13 protein-coding genes and 1 pseudogene are annotated in these 14,526 nt (G+C 37.8%); 7 read left to right on the plus strand and 7 right to left on the minus strand.

The annotated features are described in order from the left end of the window. From ACFINS_RS01270 to ACFINS_RS01295, 6 genes are all read right to left on the minus strand, one after another. The coding region (locus tag ACFINS_RS01270) for a TrbC/VirB2 family protein (protein WP_375611700.1) at positions 1-206 on the minus strand (206 nt) is incomplete at its 3' end. A gap of 136 nt (positions 207-342) precedes the next feature. Next, on the minus strand, positions 343-660 hold the full coding sequence (gene trwL, locus ACFINS_RS01275) for a VirB2 family type IV secretion system major pilin TrwL (RefSeq protein ID WP_375611701.1): 318 nt from the start codon (positions 658-660) through the stop codon (positions 343-345). 144 nt (positions 661-804) lie between these two features. Beyond that, positions 805-1,122: a VirB2 family type IV secretion system major pilin TrwL gene (gene trwL, locus ACFINS_RS01280; RefSeq protein WP_375611702.1), complete on the minus strand. Its 318-nt coding sequence runs from the start codon at positions 1,120-1,122 to the stop codon at positions 805-807. Next, a complete protein-coding gene (gene korA, locus ACFINS_RS01285; protein WP_015857010.1) occupies positions 1,085-1,384 on the minus strand; it encodes a KorA family transcriptional regulator in 300 nt (99 codons plus the stop codon). The genes trwL (ACFINS_RS01280) and korA overlap by 38 nt, the downstream gene beginning before the upstream one ends. A gap of 129 nt (positions 1,385-1,513) precedes the next feature. Further along, positions 1,514-2,140, minus strand: a complete 627-nt coding sequence (locus tag ACFINS_RS01290; RefSeq protein WP_375611703.1) for a TrwN protein — start codon at positions 2,138-2,140, stop codon at positions 1,514-1,516. After that, the gene (locus ACFINS_RS01295; RefSeq protein WP_375649731.1) at positions 2,140-2,754 is read right to left on the minus strand and encodes a hypothetical protein; all 615 of its coding nucleotides are present in this window, start codon (positions 2,752-2,754) and stop codon (positions 2,140-2,142) included. Before ACFINS_RS01295 ends, ACFINS_RS01290 begins: the two co-directional genes overlap by 1 nt. A gap of 128 nt (positions 2,755-2,882) precedes the next feature. Between ACFINS_RS01295 and ACFINS_RS01300 the strand changes: the two genes are divergently transcribed. Then, complete coding sequence (locus ACFINS_RS01300) at positions 2,883-3,170, plus strand: H-NS family nucleoid-associated regulatory protein (protein ID WP_015857007.1); 288 nt, start codon at positions 2,883-2,885, stop codon at positions 3,168-3,170. A gap of 1,572 nt (positions 3,171-4,742) precedes the next feature. Here ACFINS_RS01300 and ACFINS_RS01305 read toward each other — a convergent pair. Then, positions 4,743-6,020, minus strand: coding sequence for a ubiquinone biosynthesis hydroxylase (locus ACFINS_RS01305; RefSeq protein ID WP_375705777.1), 1,278 nt, complete (start codon positions 6,018-6,020; stop codon positions 4,743-4,745). A 743-nt stretch (positions 6,021-6,763) separates the two neighbouring features. On the opposite strand from ACFINS_RS01305, the gene ACFINS_RS01310 reads away from it, so the two are divergent. The 6 genes and pseudogenes from ACFINS_RS01310 (at position 6,764) to ACFINS_RS01335 (ending at position 14,525) form a co-directional block, all read left to right on the plus strand. Further along, positions 6,764-9,205: a DNA translocase FtsK 4TM domain-containing protein gene (locus ACFINS_RS01310; protein ID WP_375649746.1), complete on the plus strand. Its 2,442-nt coding sequence runs from the start codon at positions 6,764-6,766 to the stop codon at positions 9,203-9,205. Between the two features lie 711 nt (positions 9,206-9,916). Continuing rightward, positions 9,917-10,180: pseudogene (locus ACFINS_RS01315) on the plus strand (DNA translocase FtsK); the annotation flags it as partial. Positions 10,181-10,301: 121 nt separating this feature from the next. Continuing rightward, complete coding sequence (locus tag ACFINS_RS01320; RefSeq protein WP_375617820.1) at positions 10,302-10,910, plus strand: outer membrane lipoprotein carrier protein LolA; 609 nt, start codon at positions 10,302-10,304, stop codon at positions 10,908-10,910. A gap of 33 nt (positions 10,911-10,943) precedes the next feature. Continuing rightward, positions 10,944-11,759, plus strand: a complete 816-nt coding sequence (locus tag ACFINS_RS01325; protein ID WP_375611707.1) for an exodeoxyribonuclease III — start codon at positions 10,944-10,946, stop codon at positions 11,757-11,759. A gap of 61 nt (positions 11,760-11,820) precedes the next feature. Further along, positions 11,821-13,302 carry an efflux transporter outer membrane subunit gene (locus tag ACFINS_RS01330; protein WP_375705778.1) on the plus strand — a complete coding sequence of 494 codons (1,482 nt, stop codon included), beginning with the start codon at positions 11,821-11,823 and terminating at the stop codon, positions 13,300-13,302. Further along, positions 13,299-14,525 carry an efflux RND transporter periplasmic adaptor subunit gene (locus tag ACFINS_RS01335; RefSeq protein WP_375705779.1) on the plus strand — a complete coding sequence of 409 codons (1,227 nt, stop codon included), beginning with the start codon at positions 13,299-13,301 and terminating at the stop codon, positions 14,523-14,525. The genes ACFINS_RS01330 and ACFINS_RS01335 overlap by 4 nt, the downstream gene beginning before the upstream one ends. Position 14,526 lies beyond the last annotated feature (1 nt).

A 14,526-nucleotide genomic window follows, 5' to 3' on the forward strand; every position in this document is an offset into this window, starting at 1 on the left:
ATTGCTAAGCACAAAAGTATCACGGCAGCAGCAATGGGGATAATCGTTTTTAAGTCTGTTTGGAGTGCAGTTAAAGCGTTATTTGCAGGAGTTAAAACTACTGCTTGGGCTAACACAGGATTGGCCATAAAAAATACAGTTAAAGCTGCAGAGGTTTTAGTAGCTTTATTCCAAATTATTGTTTGAAGAGTTTTTAATTGTTTCATATTGCTTATTCCAATTTAGATTACAGTTGGTATAAATAATCTCTTTTTTTGATATAGTTTGTTATTTCACTAAATAAAAATACAGAAATCTAAGTTTCTTTTTATAACAGAAACATTTCGTGTTTAATAGGATTTATCAGGTGCTTTTAAATAACAAATTAGCAAGCTCAGCTGCTGAACCAGCGATAACGACACCAATTGCCCACCGTACGAATGTATCTTTTCCGATATAGCGCCCTGCATAACCAATTGCTAAGCACAAAAGTATAACGGCAGCAGCAATGGGGATAATATCTTTCAAGTCTTTTTGGAGCGCTTTTAAAGCGTTGTCTGCAGGAGTTAAAACTACTGCTTGGGCTAACACAGGATTGGCCATAAAAAATACAGTTAAAGCTGCAGAGGTTGCTGTAATTTTGTTATTATCGTTCAATTGAAAATTGATTAATTTTTTCATATCGTTCAACCTTATAAAATTGTATTTGGCGCAAGTAGTTTTTCCATGAAATAGGGATAATTTCATTGAATTGATGTGGGATAAAAGTATTAAAGTCTAAAATTCTTTTTTCATGAAAGAAATACTTCGTGTTTAATGGATTTATCAGGTAGGCTTAAATAATAAATTTGCTAGTTCAGCTGCTGAACCCGCGATAACGACACCGATTGCCCACCGTACAAATGTGTCTTTTCCGATGTAGCGTCCTGCATAACCAATTGCTAAGCATAAAAGTATAACTGCAGCAGCGATAGGGATAATCGTTTTTAAATCTGTTTGGAGTCCCTCTAAAGCCTTTTTTGCAGGATCTAAACCCGCTGCTTGGGCATATGTGGAATTGGTCATAAAAAATACAGTTAAAGCTGCAGACAATGCAGCAATTTTATTACGAGCTGTTGTGTGAAGAATATTTAATTGTTTCATGTTCTTTATCCTGATTAAGATTAAAACTCCCACAAATGACCCCTCGTTCATGAAGAAACTTAAAGAGATATTTTGGATCAGCCCAAGTTCTTAGTTTTCCTCTTTGTGTAAGTAACGTATATTTATTTGGCTTTCCGGTGATTGGATCATCGGAAATAAACGTGAAATACCATTCCCTTTCTGAAAGCATCACGACTGTAATCTCACGTGCTGCTTTTTGACTAAATGCTATATCAACGCTGTTTTGTTCTATCATTTTCATTATCTTTGCCCTCAATTAGAAGAGATTTTGTTCAATCTTACTAATTAGAGCTTTAACATTTTCTTATCTACCTTTCATTATAATATCCTATCAAATTTCTGGGGTTTCGTGAAAATATCAGTCGTTACTCTAGTGATCTTCTCGATGAAGAAAATCTTCAGCTGAAAAAGCATCTCTGGCGCTACTTTCTTTATGTGTAAATGCATCTTCTTCTCCTTTTGAAGAGAGAGAAAGAGAATCTACTTTAGTTGTCTGTTCTGGTTCTTCTTTTTTAAGCTTTACAGGCTCCTGCAAGTCTTCATTTCCTCGTACAGAAGCTTTTACTCCAACATATGAAGTAATTTTTTGCATACGGGTGTGGCTTGAGTTTTCTGTATTGTAAAAATTCAGCACAGACTGCAAAGTCGCTTTTTCAAAGACGCACTTTGATGTTGTTTGTTCATAGCAGTAAGTTAAAGCGCTTTGTGCAGCTGTAAGATTTCTGCAAAAATCAAATGCATCAAAAAGAGAAAACAATTTCACATTTCCAACATCAATTTGCCCTAAAATTATGTTAAAATTATGTTTATTCTGTTTAAACTGTTCAGCTGTTGCGATTGTTTCCTTAAGCTGAGATGATTGATAGAACAAGTTATCTTTATCATCTGTTACATAGACATTGTCCCGCGCTTCTTGTTTGGCGATAACTGAAAATGCTATGGGGGGCGTATTGGATATGTATGCAGCAGCAAAAAATGTGAAATCTGGAACAATCATTAGCAATACACCTTATTACGAAGAATTTTATTAATAAAAATGCTAATTCTTTGTGGTGCTTTTTCTCGTTGTCTTTTGATTTTATAAATTTGCAGAATGAGATTGTTTAGCTTAGAATATTCCTTGTGATTATTGCTTTGTTCTCTTCTAAGAAGATTTCTAATATATGCGAATATCCAACCAACGAGATAAAAGTGTTGAATAAAACAGAGCACATTACGCCAACCAATATTATTGGAATCACGAAAAAAGGCGCTGCTTTTAAAAAATAATAATCTTTGATACTGTATTGAAGCTGCTTGTTTTATATAATTCTCTAGTTGCAAAAATCTTTTCAAAAAAAATTTATACGAAGTAAAAAGCCGTTGTGTGTAAGGGGAGGTTTTACTGTTATAATGAACTACACTATCATTATACAGAGAGGGCTTGTTCTTTGTTGCGTATTGCCATAATTTATAGAGTGACGATTTATATTTACTTTTGACTACTGATTCATGAGAGTCAGAGAGGTGTGATGGTGTTTGAGCACTGCATTTAGTAGTTCCAGTAATTGAACTGAAAAAAGATGCAGTGGTGGTAGTTGATATACCAATAAACAGTTCTTTGTGGCTCAAAGCACATCTCCGTCAAAGTGATATATGTATCGTAATTTTAATTTCGATAATAAATGGACAGAAATTGTCTATAATTGTGTTTAAAATATGGCAAAAAGAAATTCTTTTTTGCAAGGGGAGTAATTAAGGTGAATGATCTCAAGAATATGAATTTTGATGAGCTACAAGAGATGCGTACACAAATCGATGTGGAATTAAAAAAACGGCAAGCAAAGGAAAAGCAAAATGCGCGACGAAAAATTCTTGAAATTGCTAATGCCCATGGAATTGATATCGCTGATCTTGTGAGCAAAGAGCGCCATTATAGAAATCCCAATAACCAATGGGAATTATGGAATGGGCGTGGACGTAGACCTAAGTGGATTAAAGAGTGGTTGGAGAATGGGTATACACTTGATGAACTCGAAGTAACGTAACACGTGTGCGATATTTACAAGATAAGGGAATACTAAGGAATGTAAATGCAAGAAGTATGCTCTTTTGGGTAATTTGATTGTATAAACATACTGAACAAATATATTAAAGTATTGAGTTACCAAATACAACAATAGGGAGCGTGAACAATTTATTTAAATGCAAAAGGTCTTGTTGTCATAATCTGGCAAGCATAATGATGATGCCAGGTTGAAATATTGTAATTGCTTTTGGCATTTGAGAGAGGGGGGTATTTTACTTCTTTTTATCGTTTCATTAACGTTGCTCTTTTTAGTCTATGTAAATAAAGAGTTTTATTGATTATTTACAAAAATGGTCGAAATGAGAATAATTTATTGCATAGGGATTTTAACTCAATATGTAAAATGATAATTTTATCAATTAATATGTTAATAAATTAGCATACTTATATTTTTGAAATACTGTTCTGTAGAACAAGCCTGATGTTATAGATTTTGTTTGGTCTTTTTTCTGTAAGATTATATATGAGGCATTTACTTTATTTATCGTTCGTTTAGTTGAGATGAGTGAGTGTGTAGAAAAATGGAAAATTTCTATGGCTGTTATGGGTTTTATAGAATTTATGACATATTTCTGAGCGTTTGTGATTAAAATTCATTTATGAGCGTTTATGAATAATGAATAAAGAGTGTATTTGAAAATAAAAGGATTGGATCATTTCTATTGCGGTTTATCTTCTTTTATGGTGTGAAATAGGGGGGGATGCAGGTTTACAATTGTGTGTGATGGTATAGAGTGCGGAACACTTTGTTATATATCGGAATATTTTTTCTAAAATTGTGTGGTATTCCACAATAAGTTAAAGAGTTTGTCTGAGAAGCAGAATGCCCCAAACGGAATACATTTATGTTTCCAATTTACGCGCTTTTTTAAAAGAAAATTTTTCAATGCAACTAAGCTTATTTTATGGCGCTTCTCATGAATAGTATAACGTAAAAGCCCCTATGATCATATAAAATTCATTGTACACCACCATTTTTACTTCAATAAAAAGTATAAGCCGGCGTCCTTATACACTTTACTCGCCTCCAATATTGCTAAAGTCCTTAGTTCTTGAGAGAGGGAGGCTTTTGTCGCTTTGTTTAATTGTTTTATTTATACGACACTTTCGCTTGTGATGTGCAAGCGAATGATTTTGATTGCTTCAACATGAGAGAGATTTGAAATAAGGGTATTTTATGATCTTTAGATTTCTCACTCAATATGAGAACAATGAACTTATTATTATAAATAAAAGTGTTGTGTGCTAAAAAGTCTTGTTTATTTTATTATGCCGTGAAATGGCTTCTTTTAAGGTGTGGTGATATAAAGCAACAACCTCTTTGAGATATTAAACGTTTTTTTCAGTGCGTAGTGAATACTCTCATAATGTAGCTTGCTTGTCGAGTTTTATGTTAAGTGAAATATGGGAGGAGGAAGTCAAGAAAAAATTACTCGACAGGAATCCGGTTTGTAAACAGATTGGATGAGATAGGAATTTTTTGTTCTTTGAAGGAGGAAGGGAAAGGTTGTAAAATAGTATGAATTTTTTCTTAAAGTGGGAAGCCGTGTAGAAGACGTGGGGCATTTGGAGAGAGTCCGGCAGCTTCTTGAATGAAGTATTTTTTTATTTTTGGTGCTTGATTAATGATTCCAAGTCCGGTACCGCGGAGCATCCGTAAAAGAAGGCTATCATTAGAAAAGAGTTTATTAAGCCAATCATTGCTTAAAGCCATACGGACAATTTCAAAACGTCTCCAGCTTTGATAGCGCTCTAAAGCCGTGAGGGAGCCAATGTCAAGACCTAGTCGTGCTGTTTCAATAATCACTTCAGCCAGCGCAGCGCTATCGCGTAATCCTAAATTGAGTCCTTGTCCTGCAATGGGGTGGATGGTATGGGCGGCATCGCCAACGAGAGCAAAACGTGGTTTAACGCATTGACGTGTTAAAGAAAGACTCAAAGGAAAAGCTTGACGTTCGCCATCCCAAGAGAGTTTGCCTAATCGATGGCCAATGCGTCTTTCGAGTTCTGTTTCAAAAATAAGTGCATCAGCTTTGAGATAATATTGCGCAGTTTTATGATCTTCATTCCACACAATGGCGGATCGGTTGCCTTTGAGAGGGAGAAGAGCAAAAGGACCGGCAGGTAAAAAATGTTGAATTGCTTGACCATTATGGGTTTTTTCATGTTCAACTGTGCAGATGATTGCTGTTTGTTTATAGGGATGAGAAAAGTTTTTAAGATCTGCTTTTTGGCGTAATTTCGAATGGGCTCCGTCAGCTGCAATAAGCAATTTTGTTTGCCAAACCTCTTCATTATTTAAAGTGACGGTTGTATGTTGGTCTTCTTGATGAAAATCAATGACACGGGTGTTTGTAATAACAGGGATATTGAGATCTTTGACACGTTTTTTTAAAGTGTTGATGAGTTCTCTATGCTCTACCATAGCAGCAAAGGGCTCGCCGGGATTAATGTCGCCTTCAAAGGTTAAAAGAGTGGGTTTGACAGGATCATTTGTGCTTGTATCTGTGATGATCATTGAATGAATGGGTTGCGCATAGGGTTTTATAGATTCCCAACATTGTAATTGTTTTAACATACGAATAGAAGCAGCAGCAAGGGCAATGGTTCGTATGTTAGAAGCAGGGGTATCTCCTTGTGGAGCAGCATCAACGATTTTTATTTTCAGATTAGGGGCTGTTTGCTTGAGTGCTATCGCTAGGGTTAAACCGACAGCTGCCCCCCCTGCAATGAGCAGATCACATTGTTTAGTTTTATGAGATTTAATTTTTTTATTGGGTTGTACGTTTTTATTGCGATTAGAACACACAATACTTCTTCCATTGTTTATAGTTTGCTTTCTTTTAAAAAGAATATCTTTTTACATTGCTTAAAATATCTTAACCTTTACTTTTCTCTCTGCTTCACAAAAACGAGGTTTCTTTTTAGCGCCAATCTGATGACAGATTGGTTTTTCAGAGTTTTTCTGCTTAATCATTTATGTGATTCATCTTACAGATTTATCGGATAAGCTTTTTTAAATATCTTCTCCAATTCTTTTTACACTTGGTTGATAAAAAAGAAAACTAAAAATAAACAAAGATGGTCGTGTATTTTTTAAGTTGTGTGAGTTACTTCAGTATGCTTGTCCTGAAGGGGGCCATTTCGTTAGTATGATAGATAAAAATAGATAAAAAATTGTGGTCATTCGTGATGGTTAAAACAGTATTCATATTTCGCCGTTATCATGATGTAGCGTAAAAAATATTATTTGTTTAAGAAGGTGCCTATAGCACCCATGTAACACTTTACACATAAGGTGTTTTTTGGTTGATCGTGTGATAAATATTCAGGGAGAGCTTTTTGTGCGCCTTATGAAGGATTATCTCTTAGGGTGGTGGTATATGAATGATATGAAGTGGTTAGAAGGTAGAACGCGCTAGATAAGAAGTCGGATTGTTTACAGGCTATTTGTTTACAAATTGGTACAGAGTTTAAGCTTCATCCTTTTTTAAGAGAGAGAGGGAGTTATAACTCTTTAAAATATAAAATTTTTGTATTTGGAATTGATAGATGCACCGAAGTTCTTCTCCTTATGATTCATTAGAAGTGCGAAATTCTCAAGGTTCGCGTCTTATTGAGATGTTTTTACGTCAGATAGGAGTATTTATTGGGCTCGGGCTTTTGGGCTTTATTATTTTTTGTGTGTTTGCTTTGGCGACGTGGAATGTTGCGGATCCATCTTTAACCCATGCAAGTACAAATGAGGTTACAAACCTTATGGGGTGGATGGGGGCAATTTTTTCAGATTTTATTATGCAGTTTTTTGGCTTGGCAAGTCTTTCTGTTTTGTTGCCACCGTTATTTTGGTCTTTTCTCTTGTTGGCGCAAAAGAATATCTACAATTTGACTTTGCGCTTTTTTTTATGGGTGCTATCAACGATTTGTTTTTTAATTGCTTTTGCCCTTATGTCACCTGTTGCTTCTTTTACTTATTGGCCATTGCCAATGGGATTGGGAGGGGTTTTAGGAGATAAAGTTTTAAGTGTTGCTTCTTCAGTCTTTCCTCTTTTTCTTTCTCCTCCTTACACGGTGTTTTTCAGTGTTGTTTTTATTCTTTTAGGTTTTTTCACCGCTGCTTTTGCTGGTAATGTGATATGGCGGCGTCGAACAAAGAAAAGAAAAGAAAAAAGCATTCCAAAAGACGAAATCGTTAATCCAGTCTTTGAGTTGGAAGAAGATACGGAATATGCCGCAGAGGAGGATCGTGAAAATCATGGTTTTTTTGCGACAACTTGTGGCGCTCTTTTGCATCTTTTTTATTTTTTACAAGCGCGTTTTTTTCGTTTATTCTGTTTCAAAAGGCGTTTTCAGAGTAAAGGGCAAGGAAAGCCATTTGATCGGATTGAGCCAACTTTTTTAGGTGAAAAAGTAAAGTGTGAGGAAAATCAAAATAAAGCCTATGTTTCTCCTGTTAAAAATCGAAAGTCTTTAACAGCTTCTTCAAAGGGTGGTTTTGTTCTTCCTCTTGTAGATTATCTTTCGGTTCCACCACCGTCTGTTAAGGATGCAAAACTTTCTCCTGCTGTTTTAAGAGCAAATTCTCAGGAGCTTGAAGGGGTTTTGTTAGATTTTGGAGTCAAAGGAAAAATTATAGATGCTTGTCCTGGACCGGTGGTAACTTTGTACGAATTTGAACCGGCTGCAGGCATTAAGTCTTCCCGTATCATTGGTTTGGCAGATGATATTGCACGCTCGATGCGTGCGATTTCGGCGCGTGTTGCGGTGGTTCCAGGACGTAATGTTATTGGAATAGAATTGCCTAATGCAAAGCGTGAGATGGTTTATTTACGAGAAATGTTGCAGGCGCAAGAATTTATTGACAGCAAAGCCAAGCTAGGACTTGCTTTGGGTAAGACAATCGGGGGGGAAGCTGTTGTTGCAGATTTAGCAAAAATGCCCCATCTTTTGGTTGCTGGTACAACAGGATCGGGAAAGTCTGTTGCTATCAATACAATGATTTTATCATTGCTTTATCGTATGACACCTGAACAATGTCGTCTCATTATGGTGGACCCGAAAATGCTTGAGCTTTCGGTTTATGATGGCATTCCCCATTTATTAACACCCGTGGTGACAGATCCTAAAAAAGCCGTGATTGCTTTAAAGTGGGCTGTTCGTGAAATGGAAGAACGCTATAGTAAAATGTCAAAACTAGGCGTTCGTAATATTGATGGGTTTAATGCACGTCTTAGGGAAGCTGCAAGTCAGGGAGAGACAATGGTGCGGACAATTCAAGTTGGATTTGATCGCGAGACTGGTGAGCCTCTTTATGAAACGGAAACACTTGATTTTAGTCCTATGCCCTATATTGTTGTCATTATTGATGAAATGGCTGATTTGATGATGGTTGCTGGTAAAGATATTGAAGGAGCGGTTCAACGTTTAGCACAAATGGCACGTGCTGCCGGTATCCATGTAATTATGGCGACACAGCGTCCTTCTGTCGATGTTATTACTGGGACGATCAAAGCCAATTTTCCTACACGTATTTCTTTTTCTGTGAGTTCAAAAATTGATAGCCGAACAATTTTAGGCGAACAGGGGGCCGAGCAATTATTGGGACAAGGAGATATGCTCTTTATGATGGGAGGAGGACGTATTCAGCGTGTGCATGGGCCTTTTGTTGCGGATGATGAAGTGGAGCAGGTTGTTGCGCATCTCAAAGCGCAAGCACGACCGGATTATTTAGAAACAATTACGCAAGAAGTTGAAGAGGATGGTGCTGATGTTTCTTTGTCTTCTCCTTCAGAAGATGATCCCTATAGTCAAGCTGTTGCTATTGTGCTTCGTGATCGTAAGGCTTCGACCTCTTATATTCAACGCCGTTTAGGCATTGGTTATAACCGCGCTGCGACATTGATTGAGAGGATGGAAGAAGAAGGTATTATTAGTCCAGCAAATCACGCAGGGAAACGAGAAATTTTAGTGCCTGCTGAAGAAGAGCGCTTTTGAAAAATCTTTATAGTTGTTTTTATAATACCTTGTATAACAAGTGTTTATCCTATTGTATCGTAGAAAGTCTGCATTTTCATATACCAGCTCTCAATTTGCGATAGCTCCTTGGTACTTGAGACTCCTTATAAGGGGATTCTTTTATAACTTTTATCCATACACCAACCTTGCTTGTAACGTGCAAGCAAATGATTTGAATTGATTCAATATGAGAGAGTATGTGATGAGAGAATCTTATTGTCTTTGGCGTTATGATTTAAGTTAAAAAGATAAATTATTATAAATCAATATCTTGGTATAAAATAATGTCATTGCGAGTGTAGAGGTGTAAAAGCATGTAAGACTTGGTATTTAAGTGTCTTTTTAAGTGCGCTCTAAATATTTAGGGCAAGGCTGATCTGTCGAGTCTTAATATAAATGAATTATATGGGGTGGGAAGCTAAGTGAAATTTGCTAAACTCCAAATTGTTTACAGAGTGGTTCGGATGAAGATTTTTATTCTTTTGGGTGGGAAGGAAGTCAAAAAAGCATTTTTGACACTTAAAAGAGCTTTCAGGTTCGCGAGTAATATGTTTAGTCCTTAATCCATTATGTATTGACTATAATTTATGTTGCTTCATAGATTAGGGGTGGGAAAGAATATATTATGCGTTTAGAAAATCAGCAGAAAAGCAGGAAAATTTGATGATTTCGGAAACTTAAACGCAGACTGATTATTTGGAAACGATACCGCAAGAAATAAAAAAGGATGTTTCTTTAGCTTTTTCTTTAGCAGATGATTCCTATTGTCAAGCTGTTGCTATTGTGCTTCGTGATCGTAAGGCTTCAACTTCTTATATTCAATGTCGTTTAGGCATTGGTTATAACTGTGCCGCCACATTGATCGAAAGGATAGAAGAAGAAGGCATCATTAGTCCAGCTAATGATATGGGTAAGCGAAAAATTTTGGAGACTGTCGAAGAAAAATACTTTTAAAAATCTTTTGATATTTTTTTCAAACAATATCTTTATCTTATAAAGAAGGGTATTTATTCGTCGTTGATCACTTAAGTTATGAATTATAAAGTCAATTAAGTATTGCTTGGGAGCATTTTTTATGAAAACGTCTTTTTTACCGCAAAGAAGAGTCTTTGGGTTGGTGGGAATTATTATCTTTTGGTGTTTAACTGTTCCTGTTTTTTCGCAAGCATCTAATAAAGTGATAAAGGCGCAAAATGTTGTGAATCACTTTGCGGCAATCAAAACAATGACAGGTGATTTTATTCAGTTTAGTCCAAAGGGAAAAATGTCTCAGGGGACATTTTATTTAGAGCGCCCAGGGAAAATTCGTTTCATTTACAAAAAAATGCCTTTACAGATTATTTCAGATGGCCAATTTGTAGGTATTAACAATCGGGCTTTGAATACTTGGAACTTTTCACAACTTTCGCAAACGCCAATGAAATTTTTGTTGGATGATAAAATTGATGTATCTTCTGGGCGCTTGTTCGCATTTCGCGAAGATCCAGGGGCTGTAACGATTGTTCTGCGTGATAAAACGATTGGGGCAGGGCAAATAAGGATGGTTTTTGATTCTAAAGGCTCTGCTTTGCGACAGTGGACAATTGTTGACCAACAAAATTTGGAAACTACTGTGCAGATTATGAATGTGCGGACAGACGTCCGGTTCGCTAATGGGATGTTCACACTTCCTTCGAAGAAATGAAGAAAGAGTGTTACGTCATTGGGATTAAAACAAATGTTCTTTCGTATTGCGACTTGGAATATTAATTCTATTCGTTTGCGTCTTGCACAGGTTTTTCAGTATTTGGAACTCTTTTCCGCAGATGTTTTGTGTCTACAGGAAACAAAATGTCCAGATGCTTTATTTCCAGTGGAGGCTTTTGAAGCAGCGGGTTATAAGCATATCGCATTGAGTGGACAAAAATCTTATAACGGGGTGGCTATTGTTTCTCGTTTGCCTTTTAAAAAGGTAGAAAAACGTTTTTTTTGTCAAAACCAAGATTGCCGTTATATCTCAGTTATTGTGGAAGCCCATGGGAGAAGCTTGCGGATTCATAATTTTTATGTTCCTGCTGGGGGAGATATCCCTGATGCTGATGTGAATGAAAAGTTTCGTCATAAGCTTGATTTTTTAGAAGAAATGTCCTCCATTCGTGCGGATCAAGGCGATGGTCTTTCTTCTCTTTTGGTGGGAGATTTAAATATTGCTCCTTTGGCAGAGGATGTTTGGTCTCATCAGCAATTGTTGAAGGTTGTAAGCCATACTCCCATTGAAACCGAGCGTTTACAGGATTTGTGTTGTCAAGGTGGATGGGTTGATCTGATGCGGTTGCATATTCCTGTTCCTACCAAGCTTTACACATGGTGGAGTTATCGTGCTCGCGATTGGGCATTTACCGATTATGGGCGGCGGCTTGACCATGTTTGGTCTTCTCAAGATTTAGCCCCTTTTGTTGTAGATCTTTCGATTTTTCGTGATGCGCGCGGATGGGAACGTCCTTCAGATCATATTCCTGTGCAAACTGTATTTGATTTTTCACGTCAAGTTTGAAATAAGAGGTAAATAAAGTATTAATATTAAATAATGATTCTGAAAGAATGCGGGAGACTGGATGTATATCAGAAATCTCAAATGGGGCGCTTCTCGTGGATTATTTTTTAGTGTCTTGTTGTGTTTGCTTTTGTCAGGATGTATGGTTGGTCCTAATTACCAGAAAACATCTTTTCGTGTTCCAGCAGTTTGGGGAGAAAAATCTGCACAGACTACACGGCAGCCCGTTGCGCTTGCCGGATGGTGGCGGCATTTGAATGATCCTGTTCTAGATGCGTTAATGGATTACGCGATTTCTGGAAATAATAATGTTGCTGTTGCCAAAGCTCGGGTACGTGAGGCGCGTGCGGGTTTAGGACAGGTTGTGGGAACTCTTTTGCCAAATGTGTCCAATTCAATTTCAGGAACCCGTAGTCGTTCTGGACAGTCTGATGCATTGTTAAACCAGTATAGTAGTGGTTTTGATGCAAGCTGGGAGCTTGATTTTTTTGGTGGGCATAAACGTGCGGTTGAAGCAGCGCGTTATGGCCTTGATGCGGCTGTGGAAGATATGCGCGCTACCATGGTGACATTACTAGGAGATGTGGCAACAAATTATGTGCAAATGCGTGGCTGGCAACAAAAGTTGTTTATTGTGCGGCAAATTGCTGTATCACAACGTAAAACTTATGAACTGATGCGCGCTAGATTAACAGCTGGTGATGTTTCTGAGCTTGATGTTTCAAATGCGCAAGCACAAATGGCAAATACAGAAGCAGATATATCACAGATGGAAGCGAATTTAGCAATGAGCGTTCATCGCCTTTCTGTCTTAACTGGTCGTGTGCCTACGGCATTGAAGGATCTTTTACAAAAAAATGCTAAGCATGCAAAGATTCCACAACCACGCTGGCCGATACCAGCAGGAATTCCAGCCGATATTTTGTTAACACGTCCAGATTTGCGACGGGCAGAGCGTCAATATGCGCAAGCGACAGCACGGATTGGTCAACGTGAAGCAGATCGTTATCCATCACTTACTTTAACAGGTAATATTTCGACAGCAGCAACGGCAATTGATCAATTATGGAAAAATTCAACGATTGGCTGGTCTTTTGGACCTGGTCTTCGTTTTCCTCTTTTTAATGGAGGTCAGGTCGAGGCTTCTATTGCGGTAGCGCGCGCGCAGCGTGATCAAGCTTTTATTACTTATCGAGCTGCTGTGTTGGAAGCTTTAGAAGATGTAGAAAATGCGCTTGTAAGATTAACGAAGGAACATCAACGCTTAGAAAAGCTAATCGTTGCGAATAAAGCTTCTCTTCATTCCTTAAAACTTTCACGGAACCTTTTTGAGAATGGAAATACTAGTTTTCTTGAATTGTTAAATGCTGATCGCTCTTATTATTCTGCACAAATGGCGCTTAAAGATAGCCGTGTTTCTTTGGTTACGCAATATATCACGTTGATGAAAGCATTGGGGGGGGGCTGGGATGGCGTTGTTGATGTATCGCGTCCAGAAGTCGTTGATAATGCACCTCGTTCGCGTGCAAAGGTAGGGAAATGAAAAAAAACTTACTCAAAAATTTCATTACAAAACACAAAAAACTTTCCTTCTTTTTAACTGCTATATTTCTCATTCTCTTGTTGTTATGGTTACGTTCTGTTTTTTTTGGAACATCTACTCCAACTTATATAACCGCTGTGGTGAAACGTGGGGATATTGAGGAAAGTGTTTTAGCTTCTGGTCTTGTACGTCCTTACCGGTTGGTGGCTGTTGGTGCGCGAGCAACAGGGCGTGTGGTGTCAATGCATGTTTCCCCTGGGAGTGTTGTGAAAGAAGGCGATCTCTTGGCAGAAATTGATCCTACAGATCAGGAAAATGATTTAAAAAGAAAAAAAGCAGCATTATCGCATTATTATGCGAGTTTGGTAGAACAAGAAGCCTATCTTTCTCTTGCACAGAAAAATTTAGAGCGTCAGAAAAAAATGATTGAAACACGTGCGGTTTCACGTGCGAACCTCGATGAGGCTACGACACAGGTGAAAATACGCGAGGCGCAAATTGAACAACTTCGTCAGCAGATTGTGCAAGCACAAATTGATGTGGAGAGTGCAGAGGTTAATTTAGGTTATACACGCATCACTGCCCCTTCAGCGGGAACGGTTTTGGCAACAGTTGTGGAAGAAGGGCAGAATGTGAATGCGGTTCAGTCGGCGCCAACAATTGTTATTTTGGGTGATTTATCAAAGATGACGATCAAGGCGCAAATCTCAGAAGCAGATATTCTTAAAGTCCGAGCTGGACAACCACTTTATTTTACAGTTTTAGGTAATTCACAGCGTCGTTATGAAGGCGTTTTAGAAAAAGTAGAGCCGGCTCCTGAAGCAATTCGTGCTGATGTGAGTATTAATCCTGGTATGGTGAGTGGTTCTAGTGCTTTAATATCATCGGCGATCTATTACAATGGAATTCTACATGTTGATAATGCGGATAATTTTTTGCGAACCTATATGACTGCTCAAGTTCATATTATCTTAGGGCGCGCGCAGAATGTCTTGTTGGTTCCAAGTGATGCTTTACGCGATGAGACAAGAGAGCGTAAAGCATGGGTTTCTGTTTTGGTGGGGGAAAATAAGGTGGTTACTAAACAGGTGAGCGTTGGGTTGAATAATAAGGTTATGGCAGAGATTGTTTCAGGACTTAACGAGGGTGATGTCGTCGTCACTAGTTCGTCTGATGGAGTGATGCCAGAGTCTTCTCACATGCACAGCGAAGACGAGAGTTAAA

This window comes from Bartonella sp. AA2SXKL (assembly GCF_042197205.1).
GTDB lineage: Bacteria > Pseudomonadota > Alphaproteobacteria > Rhizobiales > Rhizobiaceae > Bartonella.